Source organism: Allostella sp. (assembly GCF_041913585.1).
In the GTDB taxonomy this organism is placed as follows: domain Bacteria; phylum Pseudomonadota; class Alphaproteobacteria; order ATCC43930; family Allostellaceae; genus Allostella.
Genome location: NZ_JAYSFE010000042.1, coordinates 16,260 through 34,502 on the forward strand (window position 1 = coordinate 16,260; position 18,243 = coordinate 34,502).

General features: G+C 72.1%; 15 protein-coding genes. 11 read left to right on the forward strand and 4 right to left on the reverse strand.

What is annotated here, in order from left to right; all coding sequences use genetic code 11:
- The first annotated feature begins 211 nt into the window (after positions 1 to 211).
- The gene (locus tag ACE3Q3_RS10305; protein ID WP_374445385.1) at positions 212 to 475 is read left to right on the forward strand and encodes a DUF1127 domain-containing protein; all 264 of its coding nucleotides are present in this window, start codon (positions 212 to 214) and stop codon (positions 473 to 475) included.
- A gap of 42 nt (positions 476 to 517) precedes the next feature.
- Positions 518 to 1,219 (forward strand): DUF1045 domain-containing protein, encoded by a 702-nt coding sequence (locus ACE3Q3_RS10310; protein ID WP_374445388.1) that lies wholly within the window; start codon positions 518 to 520, stop codon positions 1,217 to 1,219.
- Here the strand turns inward: ACE3Q3_RS10310 and ACE3Q3_RS10315 are convergent.
- Positions 1,173 to 3,218: a TRAP transporter permease gene (locus ACE3Q3_RS10315; protein ID WP_374445391.1), complete on the reverse strand. Its 2,046-nt coding sequence runs from the start codon at positions 3,216 to 3,218 to the stop codon at positions 1,173 to 1,175. The two genes, ACE3Q3_RS10310 and ACE3Q3_RS10315, sit on opposite strands and share 47 nt — an antisense overlap.
- An 82-nt stretch (positions 3,219 to 3,300) precedes the next feature.
- Positions 3,301 to 4,311 (reverse strand): TAXI family TRAP transporter solute-binding subunit, encoded by a 1,011-nt coding sequence (locus ACE3Q3_RS10320; protein WP_374445393.1) that lies wholly within the window; start codon positions 4,309 to 4,311, stop codon positions 3,301 to 3,303.
- A 178-nt stretch (positions 4,312 to 4,489) separates the two neighbouring features.
- Here ACE3Q3_RS10320 and ACE3Q3_RS10325 point away from each other — a divergent pair, with 178 nt between their 5' ends.
- Genes ACE3Q3_RS10325 through ACE3Q3_RS10340 form a run of 4 tightly spaced genes read left to right on the forward strand, consistent with a single transcriptional unit; the run spans position 4,490 to position 9,905 of the window.
- Positions 4,490 to 5,035 (forward strand): PadR family transcriptional regulator, encoded by a 546-nt coding sequence (locus tag ACE3Q3_RS10325; protein ID WP_374445396.1) that lies wholly within the window; start codon positions 4,490 to 4,492, stop codon positions 5,033 to 5,035.
- A 12-nt stretch (positions 5,036 to 5,047) separates the two neighbouring features.
- Positions 5,048 to 6,130 (forward strand): efflux RND transporter periplasmic adaptor subunit, encoded by a 1,083-nt coding sequence (locus tag ACE3Q3_RS10330; protein ID WP_374445400.1) that lies wholly within the window; start codon positions 5,048 to 5,050, stop codon positions 6,128 to 6,130.
- Positions 6,127 to 9,264 (forward strand): efflux RND transporter permease subunit, encoded by a 3,138-nt coding sequence (locus ACE3Q3_RS10335; protein WP_374445402.1) that lies wholly within the window; start codon positions 6,127 to 6,129, stop codon positions 9,262 to 9,264. The genes ACE3Q3_RS10330 and ACE3Q3_RS10335 overlap by 4 nt, the downstream gene beginning before the upstream one ends.
- Positions 9,261 to 9,905: a DNA-3-methyladenine glycosylase gene (locus ACE3Q3_RS10340; protein WP_374445405.1), complete on the forward strand. Its 645-nt coding sequence runs from the start codon at positions 9,261 to 9,263 to the stop codon at positions 9,903 to 9,905. The genes ACE3Q3_RS10335 and ACE3Q3_RS10340 overlap by 4 nt, the downstream gene beginning before the upstream one ends.
- On the opposite strand, the gene ACE3Q3_RS10345 is transcribed toward ACE3Q3_RS10340, so the two are convergent.
- Positions 9,846 to 11,282 carry an MATE family efflux transporter gene (locus ACE3Q3_RS10345; RefSeq protein WP_374445407.1) on the reverse strand — a complete coding sequence of 479 codons (1,437 nt, stop codon included), beginning with the start codon at positions 11,280 to 11,282 and terminating at the stop codon, positions 9,846 to 9,848. The two genes, ACE3Q3_RS10340 and ACE3Q3_RS10345, sit on opposite strands and share 60 nt — an antisense overlap.
- 170 nt (positions 11,283 to 11,452) lie before the next feature.
- Between ACE3Q3_RS10345 and ACE3Q3_RS10350 the strand changes: the two genes are divergently transcribed.
- Genes ACE3Q3_RS10350 through ACE3Q3_RS10370 form a run of 5 tightly spaced genes read left to right on the forward strand, consistent with a single transcriptional unit; the run spans position 11,453 to position 17,217 of the window.
- A complete protein-coding gene (locus tag ACE3Q3_RS10350; RefSeq protein WP_374445410.1) occupies positions 11,453 to 12,418 on the forward strand; it encodes a tripartite tricarboxylate transporter substrate binding protein in 966 nt (321 codons plus the stop codon).
- Positions 12,419 to 12,440: 22 nt separating this feature from the next.
- Entirely contained in the window at positions 12,441 to 12,914 is a 474-nt protein-coding gene (locus ACE3Q3_RS10355; protein WP_374445413.1) for a tripartite tricarboxylate transporter TctB family protein, read from the forward strand.
- A gap of 10 nt (positions 12,915 to 12,924) precedes the next feature.
- Entirely contained in the window at positions 12,925 to 14,418 is a 1,494-nt protein-coding gene (locus ACE3Q3_RS10360; protein ID WP_374445415.1) for a tripartite tricarboxylate transporter permease, read from the forward strand.
- Between the two features lie 34 nt (positions 14,419 to 14,452).
- Entirely contained in the window at positions 14,453 to 15,118 is a 666-nt protein-coding gene (locus tag ACE3Q3_RS10365) for an RraA family protein (protein ID WP_374445417.1), read from the forward strand.
- Complete coding sequence (locus tag ACE3Q3_RS10370; protein WP_374445420.1) at positions 15,115 to 17,217, forward strand: tetratricopeptide repeat protein; 2,103 nt, start codon at positions 15,115 to 15,117, stop codon at positions 17,215 to 17,217. The genes ACE3Q3_RS10365 and ACE3Q3_RS10370 overlap by 4 nt, the downstream gene beginning before the upstream one ends.
- Before the next feature lie 10 nt (positions 17,218 to 17,227).
- Here the strand turns inward: ACE3Q3_RS10370 and ACE3Q3_RS10375 are convergent.
- Positions 17,228 to 18,243, reverse strand: a 1,016-nt coding sequence (locus ACE3Q3_RS10375) for a LysM peptidoglycan-binding domain-containing protein (protein ID WP_374445422.1), incomplete at its 5' end; no start/stop codon positions are given.

Below are 18,243 nucleotides of genomic sequence, written 5' to 3' on the forward strand. Positions count from 1 at the left end.
GGCGAAAGGACGGTGGGCGAGGCCGAGGATGCCGGACCCTGTAGCGAACCCGGCACGGGGCGCGCAACAGGGGATCGAGGGCGCGGCGTCGGCCGGGGCCACCGGGAGAACGGGCCCAGCATAGTGCGCCGCGGCCGGCGTGAGAAGGCCAGGGCCGGTACAGAACCGGAACACCCCCCACCGCGACCCACCGGCACAGGAGGACCACGCGATGGAGACGCACACTCCCATCTTCCCGGATTCCGCCCACGACGTCGCCGTGAAGCACCCGGACCGCGGCCCATTCGCCATGCGGTCCTGGATCGCCCGGGCGTTCGTCGCCCTGGCCGCCGCCGCCGCGCGGCGGCGCGAACTCGCCCGCAGCGCCCAGTGGCTGCACGGCCTCGACGACCGCATGCTGTCCGACATCGGCATCCGCCGGCGCGACATCGAGCGGCTGGTGCACGAGCCGAGGTCCCGCTTTCGGCGCGACTGACGGGTGGCGGTGCCGACAGGGCGCGTATAGGGTCCGGCGCCGATGCACCGCCACGCCATCTATTTCGCGCCGCCGGCCGACCATCCGCTCGCCCGGTTCGCAGCGGCGTGGCTCGGCCGCTGTCCCGAGGGCCGGCTGCCCGGCCCGCGGCCGGTCTTGCCCAGCGTCGATTCCGGCCGCCTGGAAACGGTCGTCGCCGAGCCGGCCCGCTACGGTTTCCACGGCACCCTGAAGCCGCCGTTCCGGCTGGCCGCGGGGCGCGACGTGGACGATCTCGACACCCGTCTCGACGACCTCGCCCGCGGGCTGCGCCCGTTCGCGCTGCCGGCGCTCCGGCTGCGGGCCATCGGGCGCTTCCTGGCGCTCGTCCCGGGCGCTCCCTCGCCCACCCTCGACGCCGTCGCGGCCGCCTGCGTGACCGGGCTCGACGCCTTCCGCGCGGCGCCGACCGCTGCCGAACTGGAGCGCCGCCGGCGCGGCCGGCTCGACCCGCGCCAGGAAGAACTCCTGGCGCGCTGGGGCTATCCCCACGTCCTCGACCGGTTCCAGTTCCACTTGACCCTGACCGGGCCGCTGCCGCCGGACGAGCAGGCGCCACTCGAACGGGCGCTGGCGCCGCTCGTCGCCCCGCACTGCCAGGCGCCGCTGCCCTTCACCGACCTCGCGCGCTTCGTCGAGCCGGCGCCGGGCGCGCCGTTCACGCTGGCGCGGCGCTTCCCGCTCGGCGGGCCGCCAGCCAGTTGACGCCGAGCGGCAGCGTCGCGACCGCGATCCCGAGCACCGTCGCGGCGACGTTGGGCGAGATCATCATCACCGCGGCCGCCGCCAGCAGCAGGCGCGAGACGACCCCCAGCCGGGCGAAGGCGAAGCCGGCGATCGCCATGCCGAGGAAGAAGATGCCGGCGAGGCAGCTTCCCGTCGTCACCGCGAAGTCGACCCAGTCGAAGCCCGGCTTGGCGACGATCAGCATCACCGGCGAGTAGACGAAGACGAACGGCACCAGGACCTTGGCATTGCCCATCTGGAAGGCCTGCACGCCGGTGCGGAACGGGTTGGCGCCGGCGATCCCCGCCGCGGCATAGGCGGCGACGCAGACGGGTGGCGTCAGGTCCGCGAGCACGCCGTAGTAGAGCACGAAGAGGTGCGCGGCCAGCGGCGGCACGCCGAGCAGGACGATCGCCGGCGCCGCGATCGCCGCCAGGATGATGTAGAGCGCGGTGGTCGGAATGCCGGTGCCCATGGCGACGCAGGCGAGGCCGACGAAGACGAGGGTGAAGAACAGCGTCAGGTCCTTCAGCGTCACCGCGTCCGGCGGCAGGAACTGGAAGAGCGGCAGCACGTCCTCGGCGAACTGGGCCGCCGCCTGGGTCACGGCGTAGGAGATCTTGAAGCCGAGGCCGGACAGCGTGATGACCCCGACGAAGATGCCGACCGCGGCCGCCGCCGCGCCGACGGCGATCGAGTAGCGGGCCCCCTCCATCAGGGTGTCGAGCACGTCCCGCAGGCTCATGCGGTTGCGCGGGTTGACGACGCCGACGACGAGTGCCGCGATGATCCCCCAGAAGGCGGCGAGATAGGGCGTGTAGCCCTCGAAGATGATCGCCACCAGGACGAAGAGCGGGATCAGCGTCGGCCACCCCTGCGCCAGCACCCGGCCGAGCCTCGGCAGTTCCTCGGCCGAGAGGCCGCGCAGGCCCGTCCGCCGGGCCTCGAAATGCACGATGGTGAAGACGCCGACATAGTGCATCAGCGCCGGCACCGCGGCGGCGATGCAGATGTCGAGATAGGGGATGGCCAGGAACTCGGCCATGACGAAGGCGGCGGCGCCCATGATCGGCGGGGTGATCTGCCCGCCGGTGCTCGACGCGGCCTCGACCGCGCCGGCGAAATAGGGCCGGTAGCCGATCCGCTTCATCGCCGGGATGGTGAGCGAGCCGGTGGTCACCGTGTTGGCGACCGAGGAGCCCGAGATGGTGCCCATCATCGCCGACGAGATGACGCTGACCTTGGCCGGGCCGCCCGGCGACTTGCCGGCGATGCAGTAGCCGATGTCGATGAAGAGCTGGCCCAGCCCCATCCGGGTGGAGATCACCCCGAACAGCACGAAATGGAACACCAGCGTCGCCATCACCTGGATCGGGATGCCGAAGACGCCCTGGTCGAGCAGGTAGAGATGGCTGACGATGCCCCCCCAGGTCGACCCCGGATGCGCCAGCAGGCCCGGCACGACATAGCCGTAGAGCGCGTAGAGGAGCGACACCAGCACGATGACCGTCAGCGGCCAGCCCATGGAGCGCCGCGCGGCTTCGATGACGACGAAGATGAGGATGGTGCCGAAGACCATGTCCCAGTCGGTCGGGTTGCCGACGCGGAACGCCAGGTCGTCGAGCGTCCAGGGGATGTAGAGGGAGGCGACGACCGCGACCGCGGCGAGCGCCCAGTCGTAGAGCGGCACGCCGCCCGGTGCGTACCAGCGGCTGACGGGCGCCGTCCCGTGGCCATGCTTGGTGGCGCCGTAGACGATGAAGCAGATCGACAGCACGAAGGCGAGATGGACGGCCGCCAGCCAGTGGGTCTGCGGCATGCCGGTCCCGGCGATGTAGACATGCCACAGCGACATCGCCAGCAGCAGGGCGCCGACGATCAGCCGGGCCGGCTGCACCACCGATCGGAAGTGCATCTCGGGGTCGTATTTCGCCTCGAGTTCGGCCGTCGCCTTGAGGTCGAGCTTGTCCGTCGTCATGTGCCGCCCCTGTTCATGCCCGGCAAGCGCAACGGGGCCGGAGGTCGCCCCCCGGCCCCGTCGTCGTCCGGACGCCTTGCGCCTACTTCAGCAGGCCGGCTTCCTTGTAGAACTTCTCCGCGCCCGGATGGAACGGCACGCTGACGCCGCTGACGGCGTTGTCGCGGACGATCGACTTGCCCTTGGCGTGGCCGTTGTCGAGCAGCTCGCGGGTGTTCTTGTTCCACAGCGCCTGGGTGATCTTGTAGACGAGATCCTCGGGCTGCTTCGCGTTGGTGATCCACCAGGCGCCGACGGCGACGGTCTGGGTCTCCTTGTCGATGCCCTTGTAGGTGCCGGCCGGCACCGTCGTCGCCGACCAGAACGGGATCGCCTTCAGCACCTTGTCGCGCATCGCGCCCTCGACCGGCAGCAGGGTCATGCCCGCCGTCGAGGCGAGTTCGACCAGCGCCGCGGTCGGGGTGCCGGCGATCAGGAAGGCCGCGTCGAGCTGACCGTCGCGGATCCGGTCGGCAGCCGGCTGCGGGTTCAGGTATTCCGGCTGGATGTCGACCTTCTCCTTCAGGCCGTAGACCTCGAAGAAGAGCCGCGCGCCGACCAGCGTGCCCGAAGCCGGCGGCCCGTAGTTCACCTTCTTGCCCTTCAGGTCCTCGATCTTGCCGAGGCCGCTCGACGCCTTCGCGAAGACCTGGATGTGCTCGGGGAAGAGGTTGGCGATCACCCGCAGCGACTCGACCTTCGGCTTGCCCTCGAACAGGCCGGTGCCGGTATAGGCCCAGTGGGTCACGTCCGACTGGGCGATGCCCGACTCCATCTGCCCGGAGTTGACGGCGTTGACGTTGCCGACCGAGCCGTCCGAGGCCTGGACGATGGCGACGAGGCCGGGCACGCCGCAGGCGCCGCCCTTGTCGCAGGGCCGCGAGCCGGGCGGGTTGGAGATGCCCGTGGCGATGATGCCGCCGATCGGGAAATAGGTGCCGCCGGCGCCGCCGGTACCGATCCGGAAGAACTGCGGCGCCTGTGCCGAGGCGAGGCCCGGCGCCAGGATGGCGGCGCCGAGCAGCGCCGCGGCGAAGGTCGGGATAGCGCGCATGAGTGAGCCCCCTCGTGGGTCGTTGCCGTTTCGAATTCCGCCAAATGCGGCGAAAGGGCGGCGCGCTGTCAAGTCCGCAGCCATCGGTTGCCGTCCTGCCATGATGCTGCCATATCGGCCCGGAATATTGCGGCCCGTCATAGGACCGCCCCATCCTCCTCGCAGGAGCGCCACCGACTTGGACGTCCCCACGCTCTGCATGGCCGCCCTCTCCCGCGCACCGGCGACCGGCTACGACATCCGCAAGGCTTTCGAGGAGGGCCCGTTCGCCCATTTCCACGAGGCGAGCTTCGGCTCCATCTATCCGGCCCTGCGCCGGCTCGAGCAGGAGGGCGCCGTGGCGGCGACCGAACAGCCGCAGGAGCGCCGACCGGACCGCCGGATCTACGCCCTGACGGACCAGGGGCGCGACCGCCTGGTGCGGGCGCTGCGGCAGCCCCCGCGCGAGGACGTGCTGCGGTCGGACGCCCTCGTCGTCCTCTTCTTCGCCCATCTCGTGCCGCCGGCGGAGGCGGTGGCCGTGCTCGACGGCTACCTCGCCTATCACCGACGCCTGCTGGCGCAACTGGCCGAGCCGAAGGAGCGGCCGGAATGCGCCGGCGCGGGCGAGCGTTTCGTCCATGGGCTCGGCGTCGCCGTATACGAAGCGGCCGTTCGCTACCTGGAAAACCATCGCGCGGCCTTCGTCGACCAACTGACGGGCGGCGGACCGAAGATCGCGTAGCGGAGCACCGAAATGCGCAGTTCCTACTGGATGGCCCTGGCCGTCATGGCCGGCGCCGCGGCCTGGGTCGTCTCCGGCCAGATGGCCGGCGGCGGTCCCTCACCCGCGGCCGACCGGCCGCCGCCGCCGGCGGCCGAGCCGGCGCCGACGGCGGTGCGCGTGGTCGAGTCCGTCGCCGCCGCCCGGGCGCGGCGGGTGGTGCTGCGCGGCCGCACCGAACCGAACCGCCAGGTCGTGCTCAAGGCCGAGACGATGGGGCGGGTCGCGACCATCGACGTCGACCGCGGCCGTCGGGTCAGCGAAGGCCAGCGCATCGTCGAACTGGCCGAGGACGACCGCCCCGCCCGCCTCGCCGAAGCCCGGGCCCTGCTCGCCCAGCGCGAGGTCGAGTTCCGGGCCTCGCGGACGCTGGCCGAGCGCGGCTTCCGCGCCGACAACCAGCACGCCGTCGCCCGCGCCCAGCTCGATGCCGCCCGCGCCCAGGTGATGCGGATGGAGGTCGAGATGCGGCGCACCGGCGTGCGCGCGCCGTTCGCCGGCGTGCTCGAGGCCCGCCGCGTCGAACTCGGCGACTACCTGAAGGAAGGCGATCCGGTGGCGACGGTGGTCGACCTCGACCCGGTCGTCGTCGTCGCCCACCTGACCGAGATCGACCGCGCCCATGTCCGCCTCGGCCAGACCGGCCGCGCCCGGCTGGCGAACGGCCGGGAGGTCGAGGCCCGCGTGCGCTACCTCGCCGCCAATGCCGACCCGGCGACCCGCACCTTCCGCGTCGAGCTGGAGGCCGCAAATCCCGACCTTGCCGTGATCGGCGGCCTCACGGCCGAGGTCCTGCTGGCCGTCGAGGAGGTCATGGCCCACCGCATCACGCCGGCGCTGCTGGCCCTAGACGAGCAGGGCATGGTCGGCGTCAAGACGGTCGATGCCGCCGACCGCGTCGCCTTCCACCCGGTCCGCATCCTCGAGGACGGGCCGGACGGCATGTGGGTGGGTGACCTGCCGGAACGGGCCCGTCTCATCTCCGTCGGCCACGAGTTCGTGCGCACCGGCCAGACGGTCCGGCCGGTCGCGGGCGAGGCGCGGCCGGCATCATGAAGACCCTGATCGAGGCGGCGATCCAGCGCGGCCGGGTCACGGTCGCGCTGCTGATCTTGATCCTGCTCTTCGGCGCCATGGCGTGGCAGTCGATCCCGAAGGAAGCCGAGCCGGACGTCAACATCCCGATCATCTACGTCTCGATGACGCTGGAGGGCGTGTCGCCGGAGGATTCCGAGCGCCTGCTGCTGCGGCCGATGGAGAAGGAGCTGCGCTCGGTCGAGGGCGTCAAGGAGATGCGCTCGACCGCCTATCTCGGCGGCGCCTACGTCATCCTCGAGTTCGACGCCGGCTTCGACGCCCAGAAGGCACTGACCGACGTGCGCGAGAGCGTCAACCGGGCCAAGTCCGAGCTGCCGCAGGACACCGACGAGCCGCTGGTGAAGGAGGTCAATGTCAGCCTCTTCCCGGTGCTCGTCGTCACCCTGTCGGGCGAGGTGCCGGAGCGCACGCTCCTGCGCCTCGCCCGCGACCTCCGCGACCGGATCGAGACGATCCCGGCGGTCCTGTCGGTGCGCATCGCCGGCGACCGCGAGGAACTGGTCGAGATCGTCATCGACCCGCTGCGGGTCGAGACCTACGGCCTGTCGGCGAGCGACCTCGCGCAGTCGATCGCGCGCAACAACCAGCTGATCGCGGCCGGCCAGATCGACACCGGCCAGGGCCGCTTCGCCGTCAAGGTGCCGGGCCTCTTCGAGAGCGTGCGCGAGATCCTCGACATGCCGGTCAAGGTCGAGGGCGACGCCGTCGTCCGCGTCCGCGACATCGCCGAGGTCCGCCGCACCTACAAGGACCGGCAATCCTACGCGCGGGTCAACGGCAAGCCCGCCATCGCGCTCGAGGTCTCCAAGCGCATCGGCCAGAACATCATCGACACGATCGACGAGGTGCGGAAGGCGACCGACGAGGAGCGCGCGCGCTGGTCCGCCAACGTCACCGTCGGCTTCACCCAGGACAAGTCGGACAACATCAAGATGATGCTGGCCGACCTCGAGAACAATCTCGGCATCGCCGTGCTCCTGGTGATGGTGATCGTGCTCGCCTCGCTCGGCATGCGCTCGACCATCCTGGTCGGCGTGTCGATCGTCGGCTCCTTTCTCGCGGCCATCCTGCTGCTCGCCGGCATGGGGCTGACGATCAACATCGTCGTCCTCTTCGGCCTCATCTTCGCCGCGGGCAACGTCGTCGACGGCGCCATCGTGGTGACCGAATTCGCCGACCGGCGGATGGCCGAGGGCATGGACCGCGCCGCCGCCTACCGGATGGCGGCGACCCGGATGGCGTGGCCGATCATCTCCGCCATCGCCACCCAGATCGCGGCCTTCCTGCCGCTCCTCTTCTGGCCGGGCGTCGTCGGCGAGTTCATGAAGTTCCTGCCGATCACCCAGCTCGTCGTCCTGTCGGCGTCGGTCCTGATGGCGCTCGTCTTCATCCCGGTGCTCGGCGCCTGGTTCGGGCGCCGCGCCGGCCCGGTCGGTACCGTCGACGAGCCGCCGCCCGACGATGCCGGGACCAGGCTCTATGTCCGCATGCTCGGCTGGTCGCTGCGCCGGCCGGCCGTGGTGCTGCTCGCCACGGTCGCGGCGCTGGTCGGTGTGCAATGGTGGTATGCGACCCACGGCAACGGCGTCGAGTTCTTCCCCGAGGTCGAGCCCGACCTCGCCATCGTCACGGTCTCGGCCCGCGGCAACCTCTCGACCGACGAAAAGGACCGCCTGATCCGCGAGGTCGAGGACCGGGTCCTGGCGCTCCAGGCCGAGCGGGCGGAGTTCGCCACCATCTACAGCTCGACCCGCACCCGCGAACTCGGCAAGGACGCGGCCGAGGACGTGATCGGCATGATCCAGCTCGAGTTCGCCGACTGGAAGGCGCGGCGCAAGGCTTCGGCGATCCTGGCCGACATCATGGCCCGGACCCGCGACCTCGCCGGCATCGTCGTCGAGACGCGCCGGCAGGAGGCCGGGCCGCCGATCGGCAAGCCGATCCAGGTGCAGCTGACCGCCCGCGACCCGGTGCTGCTGGAGCCGGCCGCGCGCCGGGTCCGGGCGCTGCTCGAACGCATCGACGGGCTGAAGGACATCGAGGACAGCCGGCCGCTGCCGGGCGTCGAATGGCAGGTCCTGGTCGACCGGGCGCAGGCGGCCAAGTTCGGCGCCGACGTCCAGGCGGTCGGCAGCTCGATCCGGCTCGTCACCAACGGGCTCAAGTTCGGCGAGTACCGCCCCGATGACTCGGACGACGAGATCGACATCGTCGCCCGCTACCCGCGGGCCGAGCGCGGCATCGCCCAGCTCGGACTGGTCCGCGTCCAGACCCAGTCGGGTCTGGTGCCGATCGAGAACTTCGTCACCCGCCAGCCGGCACCGAGCGTCAGCGAGATCCATCGCGTCGACGGCCGCCGCTCGATGATGGTGAAGGCCGACGTCCAGCCCGGCGTGCTGGCCGACGACAAGCTGCGCGAGTTCCGGGCGCTTGCCCTGCGCGAGCCGCTGCCGCTCGGCGTCTCGGTGCGCTTCAAGGGCCAGGACGAGGAGCAGCAGAAGGCCCAGGCCTTCCTTTCCAAGGCGTTCCTGGCGGCGATCTTCCTGATCTTCGTGATCCTGCTGGCCCAGTTCAACAGCGTCTACACGACCTTCGTCATCCTGACCGGCGTGGTCATGTCGACGATCGGCGTGTTCGTCGGGCTGATCGTCACCGGACAGCCCTTCGGCATCGTCATGACCGGCATCGGCGTGGTCGCGCTCGCCGGGATCGTCGTCCAGAACAACATCGTCCTCATCGACACCTTCGACCAGCTCGTGAAGACGAGCCCGTCGGTCATGGAGGCCCTGCTGCAGACCGGCCGCGAACGGCTGCGGCCGGTCCTGCTGACCGCCTTCAACACGGTGCTGGGGCTGCTGCCGCTGATGATGGGCGTCAATATCGACCTCTTCCAGCGCGAGGTGACGGTCGACGCGCCGGCCACCCAATGGTGGATCGGCCTGTCGACGGCAATCTGCTTCGGGCTCGGGTTCTCGACCGTCCTGACCCTGCTGGTGACCCCCTGCGCGCTGATGCTCCGCGGCAACGTCTCGGCCTGGCGGCAGCGGCGGCGCGCGGCCCGCGTCGCCGTCCATCCGGCGCCCGCCGAATGACCGGCCATCCGCCGGAGATCGCCCACGGGCTGGCCGCGCTGGTCGCCCGCGAGCCGGCGCTGGCGACGCTGGTGGCCGCGGCCGGGATGCCGCCGCCGCGCGTCCGGCCGGCCGGGTTCGCCACGCTCCTGCAGATCATCACCGGCCAGCAGGTCTCGACCCATGCGGCGGCCGCCATCTGGCGGCGGGTCGAGCCGCTGGCCACCCCCCTCACCCCGTCCGCCTGGCTGTCGCTCGACGACGGCGCGCTGCGGCAGGCCGGGTTCAGCCGTTCGAAGATCGCCCATTGCCGCGACCTCGCCCGGCGGCTGGCGGACGGCGCGCTCGACCTCGACGGGCTGGCGGCGCTCGACGACGAGGCGGCGATCGGCGCGCTCTCGGCGGTGCGCGGCGTCGGCCGCTGGACGGCCGAGATCTACCTCCTCTTCGCCGAGGGCCGCCCCGACGTCTGGCCCGCGGACGACATCGCGATCCAGGCCGGCTACCAGCACCTGCGCGGCCTGGAGGCGCGGCCGGCGGGCCGGACGCTGCGCCCGATGGGCGAGGAGTTCCGCCCCTGGCGCAGCGCCGCCGCCCTGCTGCTATGGCATCTCTACCGCCATCGGGTGCGCCCCCGGACGGGCGAGATCGTGCCGGGCTGAGCCGCGCCGCGAGCGGTCGCGGAAGCGCAGGACGAGCAGCACCGCGACGGTGGCGAGCCCACCGGTCAGCCCGATCCAGACGCCGTCGCCGTTCCAGCCGAGGACGAAGGCGCAGACGAGACCGAGCGGAAAGCCGACGGCCCAGTAGCCGAAGCCGGCGATCAGCATCGGAAGGCGGGTGTCCTTCAACCCGCGCAGCGCCCCCGCGGCGATGACCTGGGCGCCGTCGGCGAGCTGGAACACGGCGGCATAGAAGAGAAACCCCGCCGCCAGCGCCACGGTCCCCGCCGTCGCCGGGTCGGCGCGGTCGAGGAAGAGGCCGACGATCGGCTCCGCCAGCAGCAGGAAGAGCACGCCCATCAGGGCCATGAAGAGCGAGCCGACGCCGAGCGCCGTCCAGCCGGACCGGGCCATGCCGGCCGGGTCGCCGCGCCCCGCCGCGAGGCCGACGCGCACCGTCGCCGCCTGTCCCAGGCCGAGCGGCACCATGAAGGTGACGGACGCGCATTGCAGCGCGATCTGGTGGGCGGCGACGGCGTCGGCCCCGATCAGACCCATCACCAGCGTCGCGCCCGAGAAGAGCGCGCACTCGAGCGTCATCATGGCGCCGATCGGCAGCCCGATCGCCAGCAGTTCCCGGAGCCGTCCCCAGTCCGACTGCCAGATCCGCGTCCACACGCGGTAGCGCCGGAGGCCCGGATCGAGGGCGACGACGAGGCCGAGCGCCACCGCCATGAAGAGGGCGGCCAGGGTCGAGGCGAGCCCGGCCCCGAACAGGCCCAAGGCCGGAAACCCGAACTTGCCGTGGATCAGCACCCAGTTCGCGCCGGCGTTGAAGAAGATCGCGAGGAAGGTCACGACCACCGCCGGCCGAGTCCGCTCCAGCGCCGCCAGGAAGGTCCGAAGCACGATGAAGGCGAGCGAGGGCGGCAGGCACCACATCAGCGGTGCCAGGTACGATTCGGTGTCGGCCACCAGCGCCGGGTCCTGGCCCATGCCACGCAGGACCGGGCCCGCCAGCAGCAATAGGCCGATCGCCGGGAGCGACAGCAGGAGCGCCAGCCAGATGCCCTGCTGGACCGTGCGCCGGCAGTCCTGGCGCACGTCGCGACCGCGGCCGCGCGCCTGCGCCACCATCGGCGCGACGGCGGTCACGGCGCCGACGCCGAACATCCAGATCGTGAACAGCAGCGCGCCGCCCAGCGCGGAGGCGGCGAGCGGATGCGGCCCCAGCGTCGCGACCATCAGGACGTCGGTCGTCATCATCGCGATCTGGCCGAGATTGGTCAGCGTCAGCGGCGCGGCCAGCGCCAGCAGGGCGCGGATCTCGGCGCCGACGGCGGCGCGGCTGCGGAGGCGGGTCTGGACGTCGCTCATGGTGCCACCTCGGGGTCTCCGGCCGGTCTGCCGCAGAGGACCATCCGCAGCTTCGGCTTCTCTCGTTCCGTGCAGCGTTGCCCGGCCGGGCGACGTGCTGTTAGGGTCTCGCGCAACAAATGCGGGCAAAGGCTCGATCAAGGGCCGGCCCAACCAGGAGGAACCCCGGAATGCAGCGCAGATCCCTGTTCGCCCTCGCCGCCGGTGCGGCCATGTTCGCCTTCGCCGGTGCCGCGGCCGCATGGCCGACCCGGCCGATCACCCTGATCGTGCCGTGGGGTGCCGGCGGCGGCACCGATGCGACCGCCCGCGTCATCGGCAGTCTGCTGGAGAAGGAACTGGGCCAGCCGGTCAACGTCGTCAATCGCACCGGCGGCAGCGGCGTGGTCGGCCATACGGCCATCGCGACGGCAGCCCCGGACGGCTACACGCTCGGCATCATGACGGTCGAGATCAACATGATGCACTGGCAGGGGCTGACGCAGCTCACCCACCAGTCCTATACGCCGGTCGCTGTCTACAACATCGACCCGGCCGGCGTCCAGGTCGCGACCGACGCCCCCTACAAGACGATCAAGGACCTGCTCGACGCCATCAAGGCCAACCCCGGCAAGCTCAAGGCGTCCGGCACCGGCCAGGGCGGCATCTGGCACCTCGCCATCGCCGGCATGCTGAAGGATGCCGGCATCGACCCGGCGGCGGCGCCCTGGGTCCCGAGCCAGGGTGCGGCGTCCGGCCTGCAGGACATGGTGGCCGGCGGCGTCCAGGTCGTGCCCTGCTCCATCCCCGAAGCCCGCGCCATGCTGGACGCCGGCAAGGTGCGCTCGCTCGTCATCATGGACGGCAAGCGCAACCCGGTCTATCCGAACGTGCCGACGCTGAAGGAGGCGACCGGCTCCGACTGGTCGATGGCGGCCTGGCGCGCCGTGGTCGGCCCCAAGGGCCTGCCCAAGGAGGTCACGGACAAGCTGCTGCCGGCGCTGAAGAAGGCGCACGAGAGCAAGGAGTTCCGGGACTTCATGGCGAAGCAGGGCTTCGGCGTCTTCTGGGCCGAGGGTGCGGCGGCGACCGCCTTCCTCACCAAGTCGGACGCCGACCTGGGCGGCGTCATGAAGGCGGTCGGCCTGGCGAAATAGCCGGCGTCGGCGGCACATCGCCTTGCGTTTCCATGACGGCATCGTCGGGCTGGCGCTCCTCGTCGGAGCGCTGGCCCTCGTCGCCTATGCCCGAAGCCTGCCGGCGATGCCCGGGCAGGCCTTCGGGCCCGGGTTCTTTCCCACCCTGGTCGGAGCGGGACTTGGTCTCACCGCCCTCGTCCTGGTCTTCCGCGGCATCGCGGCCGGACGGGCCCAGCGCCTGATCGAGATCGAACCCGGGCTCCGCGACCCGCGTGGGCTGGCCGCAGTGGCGGTCGTCCTCGGCGGCGTCCTGTTCTACCTGCTGGCGGCGGACTGGCTGGGTTTCCTGATCGTCGCCCCGCTGGTGCTGCTGGCCCTCTTCCGCAGCCAGGGCGTCGGCTGGCTCCTCGGCGTCGTCGTTGCGGTCGTGGCCACCCTGCTGGTCCATTTCGCCTTCTACAAGCTGCTGCGGGTGCCGCTGCCCTGGGGCATCCTCACCCCCTTCGCCTGGTGAGATCCCCCTGATGGATGCGCTGCTGACGGCATTCGGGCTCGTCTTCGATCCCTATGTCCTCCTGGTCATCGCCGGATCCGCCGCCTTCGGCCTCTTCGTCGGCGCCGTCCCCGGACTGACCGCGACCATGGCGACGGCGCTGCTGGTGCCGGTCACCTTCTTCATGGAGCCGGTGCCGGCGATCGCGGCCATCGTCACCGCGACGGCGATGGCAATCTTCTCCGGCGACATCCCCGGCTGCCTCGTCCGGATTCCGGGCACCCCCGCCTCGGCCGCCTACACCGACGAGGCCTACGCCATGACCCGCAAGGGGCTGGCCGAACAGGCGCTGGGCGCCGGGCTCGTGTTTTCCGCGCTCGGCGGCATCTTCGGGTCGATCGTCCTGGTGCTGGCCGCCCCGGCGCTGGCCGAGGTCGCGCTGCGCTTCTCCAGCTTCGAGTATTTCTGGCTGGTCTGCCTCGGGCTGACCTGCGCCGTGTTCATCTCCACGGGCGACCCGGTCAAGGGCCTGATCTCGCTCTTCATCGGGCTCACCGTCTCCCTGGTCGGCCTCGACAACCCGGCCGGCTACCCGCGCCTCACCTTCGGCTCGACCGAACTCCTCGGCAGCGTCAGCTTCATCCCGACGATGATCGGCATGTTCGCGGTGTCGGAGATCATCCGCTGGGCCGCCAGCCCGGGCGCCGCACCGTTCGAGATCCAGCGCACCATCGGCAACGTCTTCTCCGGCATGGGCCGGATGACGGTGACCTACCGGCGCCAGTTCTTCCGCGGCAGCGTCGTCGGCACCCTCATCGGCGCCCTGCCCGGCGCCGGCGCCGACATCGCCGCCTGGATCTCCTACGCGATGAGCAAGAAGTTCTCGAAGGAGCCGAGGAAGTTCGGCACCGGCCATCCCGAAGGCATCGTCGAGAGCGGCGCCTCCAACAACGCCGCCGTCAGCGGCGCGTGGATTCCCGCCCTCGTCTTCGGCATCCCCGGCGATTCGATCACCGCCATCGTCATCGGCGTGCTGTTCATGAAGGGGATGAATCCCGGCCCCACCATCTTCATGAACAACGCCCCGCAGCTCTACGCCGTCTTCATCGTCTTCTTCCTGGCCAACCTGATGATGATCCCGTTCGGCTGGGCCGCCATCAAGACGGCCAAGCAGATCCTGCGCGCCCCGCGCGCGGTCCTGATGCCGATCATCCTGCTCTTCTGCATCGTCGGCTCCTTCGCCATCAACAACACCGCCTTCGGGGTCGGCCTGATGCTGGTGTTCGGCGTCGTCGGCTACCTCATGGAGAGCAACGGCATCCCGGTGGCGCCGGCGATCCTCGGCATGGTGCTGGGCGCGATGCTCGAGGACACCTTCGTCAGCTCGATGATCAAGTCCGACGGCAGCATCTGGGGCCTGTTCGACCGCCCGATCGCCGGCACCCTGGGCGTGGTGACGCTGCTCGTCTGGTTCGCGCCGCTGTTGATGCGCACCATGCGTCGGTGGCAGGCTTCGACGGTCTGAAACCTCGCCGTCCCCGACCCGGAGAAACCCAGCGATGCGTGCCGACGACACCCTGCTCGCCCGCGCGCGCGAGCGGCTGTTCACCGCCGTCCTCTCCGATACGCTCGACTCGATGGGCCATCGGAACCAGGCCTTCCGGCCCGGCATCCGGCCGCTCGACGAGGCGCTCGTCCTGTTCGGGCGCGCCCGGACCGGCCTCTATGCCGAGGTCTACTCGGTCGAGCCGGGCGAAAACCCCTACGCGCTCGAGATCGCGCTGATCGACGATCTGGCGCCGGGCGAGGTGCCGGTGCTGGCCTGCCAGGGCAGCCCGCGCATCGCGCCCTGGGGCGAACTCCTGACGACCGCCGCGCAGGCGCGCGGCGCCGCCGGCTGCGTGACCGACGGGCTGGTGCGCGACATCAAGCAGATCCGCACCCTGGGCTTCCCGGTCTTCCATGGCGGGATCGGTCCGCTCGACTCGAAGGGACGCGGCAAGGTCATCGCCATCGACGTCCCCGTCACCTGCGGCGGCGTGCATGTCCGCTCCGGCGACCTCGTGGTCGGGGACGCCGACGGCATCGTCGTCGTCCCCGTCGAGATCGAGCGCCGCTGCCTGGAGCTGGCGCTGGAGAAGGTCGAGGGCGAGGACCGGACCCGGGACGAGCTCCGGGCCGGCACGAAGCTGGCCGAGGTCTTCGCGCGCCACGGCATCCTATGAGCGGCCTGCCCCCGGCCGGCGCGGCCGACCCGGCCGCGATCCGGCGCCTGCTGGCCGAGGGCAGTCTGGCAGCCGCCTGCGAGGCGGCACAGGCGCTGGCCGACCGCAACCCGGACGATCCCGCCGGCTGGCTGCTGCTGGCGAAGGCGCTGGTCGCCCGCAGCCGCGCCGACGAGGCCGCGGCGGCCCTCGACCGCGCCGCCGCGCTCGGCCCCCTGCCCCCGGACGGCAAGAGCGACCTCGCCGCCGTTCGGCTGCTGCGCGCCGACATCGCCGGCGCCTCGGCGCTGATCGCCGAGGCGATCGCCGGCGACCCGGACAACGTCGTCGCGTGGCGGCGCCGCGCCCTCGTCGAGGAGCGCGCCGGCAATGCCGCCGCCGCCGAGGACGCCTACCGGCGGGCGCTCGCGCTCGCCCCGGACGACGCCGCGCTCCACAACAACCACGGCATCTTCCTGCGCGGCCAGGGCCGCAACGAGGATGCGGCCGCGGCCCTGCGGCAGGCGATCGCGCTCGAGCCGCACCGCGTCGAGTACCGCGCCAACTATGCCGCCACCCTGCGTCTCGACGGGCGCGCCGAACCGGCCATCCAGGCCTATCGCGAGGCGATCCGGCTCGCCCCCGCGCGCGAGGATCTGCGGCTCGCCCTGATCGCGGTGCTCCGCGCCGTCGGCCGCGCCGAGCCCGCGATCGCCGCCGCGCGCGAGGGGGCGGCCGCCATCCCGCGCTCGGGCCGCCTCGCCGTCGCGCTCTCGGCGACGCTCCTCGACGCCGGCCAGGCCGAGGAGGCGCGCGCCGCCGCCGAGGAGGCGCTCGAGCGCCAGCCGACCCTGCACGAGGCATGGCTGCATCTCGGCAATGCGCTGCGCATCCAGGAGCGCCGGGCGGAGGCGGCCGATGCCTACCGCCGCCTGCTCGCCGCCCAGCCGAACGACGTCCAGGCGCTGGCCAATCTGGCGCTGGTGCTGATGGAACTGGGCGACGTCGACGCCGCGCGCCCGCTCGCCGCCCGCGCCGTCGAACTCGCGCCGCGCAACGCCGATGCCCTGCACGTCGCCGGAACGGTCGCCGAGGTGGCGGGCGACCTGGCGGAGGCGGAACGGCATTTCCGCGCCGCCGCTGCCGCCCGGCCCGGATTCGCCGAAGCCGACTTCAGCCTCGGCTGGCTGCTGATGTCCGAGGGCCGGTTCCGCGACGGCCAGCCCGGCTTCGACCGCCGCTGGCAGTTGCCGCGCTTCGACAAGTGGCGGCGGCCGCACCGTCAACCGCTGTGGGACGGATCGGCCCTGGCCGGCCGGAAGCTGCTCGTCTGGGGCGATCACGGGCCGGGCGACGAGATCATGTATTCCCGCCTGGTGCCGGCGGTGGCCGCCGCCGGCGGCACCGTGCTCCTCGAGTGCGAGCCGCGGCTGGCGCCGCTCTTCGCCCGCGCCTTCCCGACGGTGACCGTCGTTCCGCGCAGCGATCCGCCGGCCGCGGCGGCGGTCGGCGCCGACCTGCAATGCCCGACCGGGAGCCTGCCGGGCCGCCTCCATGCCGGGCCGGCGAGCCTGCCGCGCGAGCCGATCGCCCACCTCCTCGCCGACGCGCCGCGGGCGCGGGCGCTGCGCGAGCGCTACCGCGACGGCCGGCTCCTGGTCGGCCTGTCCTGGCACAGCCGGCACCCCGGCATCGGCACCGAGAAGAGCCTGCCGCTCGCCGGCTGGACGCCGATCCTGCAGACGCCCGGCTGCCGTTTCGTCAGCATCCAATACGGCGACCACGGCGCCGAACTGGCGGAGGTCGGGGAGAAGTCGGGGGTGCCGATCCTGGTCGACCCCGAGATCGACCCCTTGCGGGACTTCGACGCGGCCGCCGCGCAGATCGCGGCACTCGATCTCGTCGTCAGCATCAGCAACACCGCCGCCCACCTCTCGGCGGCACTCGGCGTACCGACCTGGATGATGGTGCCGAAGGGCCGCGGGCTCTTCTGGTACTGGCTGCTGGAGCGCGCCGACTCGCCCTGGTATCCGAGCCTGCGCCTCTATCGCCAGACGGCGGCGGGCGACTGGAGCGGCGTCATCGGCCGCATCGCCGCCGACCTCGCCGCCTTGCGGTGACGGCCGGCGATCAGCCCGGCGCCTGCCGGGGGATCGTGAACACCTGCCCCGGATAGATCAGGTCGGGGTTGCGGATGCTGTCGCGATTGGCGCGGTAGATCAGCGTGTAGCGGATGCCGCGCCCATACTCGCTGCGGGCGATCCGCCACAGGCTGTTCCCGGGCTGGACGACCACCCGCTCGTCCGACAGTTCCGCGACCGGGACCGTGGCGCGCTGGAACGGGATGGCGACCCGGCCCGCGACGCGGCCGTCCGGGCCCACCCGGTCGACGCGCAGTTCGTAGTTGCCGGGCGGGACGTCGGCCGGGGGTGTGTATTGCCAGCCCTGGTCGCCGCCCGCCACCGTCTCCCCGATCGGCCGGTTGTCGAGATAGAGCCGCACGGTCGTCCCCGCCTCCGACCGGCCGCTGAAGCGCACCTGGCCCTGTTCGCCATAGTCGATGGCATCGACGGTCGGCGGCGCGCCGGGCTTGAGGGGCAGGGTTGTCGCCCGCGTCGCCGGCACGGCCGAGAGATTGGCGACGGCGGAGTTGGTCGTGGGGGGCGACGGATCGGGCAGCTGCAGCGGCCGCGACGGCGCATCGCCGGCGCGGCTGCTGAGCACGACCAGCGGTTCGGCGCGCGGCGCCGTCGCTGGGCCCGCCGGACGCGGCTCGACGGCGACGACGACGACCTGGTCGCCCTCCATGCGCTCGCCTCCGACCTCCGCCCGCAGGCCCAGCGAGTGCGACCCGGCCGCCAGCGCCGCCCCCGGCAGGAACACCCACTCCCCGCGCGCGTTGGCGACCGTGCTGCCGATCGGCCGGCCGCCGTTGAGGATGGTGACGGTGGCGCCGGGTGCCGCACGCCCCGCCATCACCGCCGATCCGCGCGGGTCCACCCGGACGATGTCGAAGGTCGGCATCGGCAGCGCCGGACGCGGACGTGCGGCGTCGCGTGGCGGTGGCGCCGTCGGGGCCGGGCCGCCTGCGGCCGGCGGCGGCGCCATGGCGACGGGGCCGTCGGCCGGTCGCGGCGCCGGGGGGG

Coding starts and splice junctions, on each gene's coding strand:
- ACE3Q3_RS10350 (WP_374445410.1), top strand. CDS start 11,453: ATGCAGCGCAGATCCCTGTTCGCCCTCGCCGCCGGTGCGGCCATGTTC.
- ACE3Q3_RS10365 (WP_374445417.1), top strand. CDS start 14,453: ATGCGTGCCGACGACACCCTGCTCGCCCGCGCGCGCGAGCGGCTGTTC.
- ACE3Q3_RS10320 (WP_374445393.1), bottom strand. CDS start 4,311: ATGCGCGCTATCCCGACCTTCGCCGCGGCGCTGCTCGGCGCCGCCATC.
- ACE3Q3_RS10335 (WP_374445402.1), top strand. CDS start 6,127: ATGAAGACCCTGATCGAGGCGGCGATCCAGCGCGGCCGGGTCACGGTC.
- ACE3Q3_RS10310 (WP_374445388.1), top strand. CDS start 518: ATGCACCGCCACGCCATCTATTTCGCGCCGCCGGCCGACCATCCGCTC.
- ACE3Q3_RS10330 (WP_374445400.1), top strand. CDS start 5,048: ATGCGCAGTTCCTACTGGATGGCCCTGGCCGTCATGGCCGGCGCCGCG.
- ACE3Q3_RS10315 (WP_374445391.1), bottom strand. CDS start 3,218: ATGACGACGGACAAGCTCGACCTCAAGGCGACGGCCGAACTCGAGGCG.
- ACE3Q3_RS10305 (WP_374445385.1), top strand. CDS start 212: ATGGAGACGCACACTCCCATCTTCCCGGATTCCGCCCACGACGTCGCC.
- ACE3Q3_RS10340 (WP_374445405.1), top strand. CDS start 9,261: ATGACCGGCCATCCGCCGGAGATCGCCCACGGGCTGGCCGCGCTGGTC.
- ACE3Q3_RS10360 (WP_374445415.1), top strand. CDS start 12,925: ATGGATGCGCTGCTGACGGCATTCGGGCTCGTCTTCGATCCCTATGTC.
- ACE3Q3_RS10345 (WP_374445407.1), bottom strand. CDS start 11,282: ATGAGCGACGTCCAGACCCGCCTCCGCAGCCGCGCCGCCGTCGGCGCC.
- ACE3Q3_RS10370 (WP_374445420.1), top strand. CDS start 15,115: ATGAGCGGCCTGCCCCCGGCCGGCGCGGCCGACCCGGCCGCGATCCGG.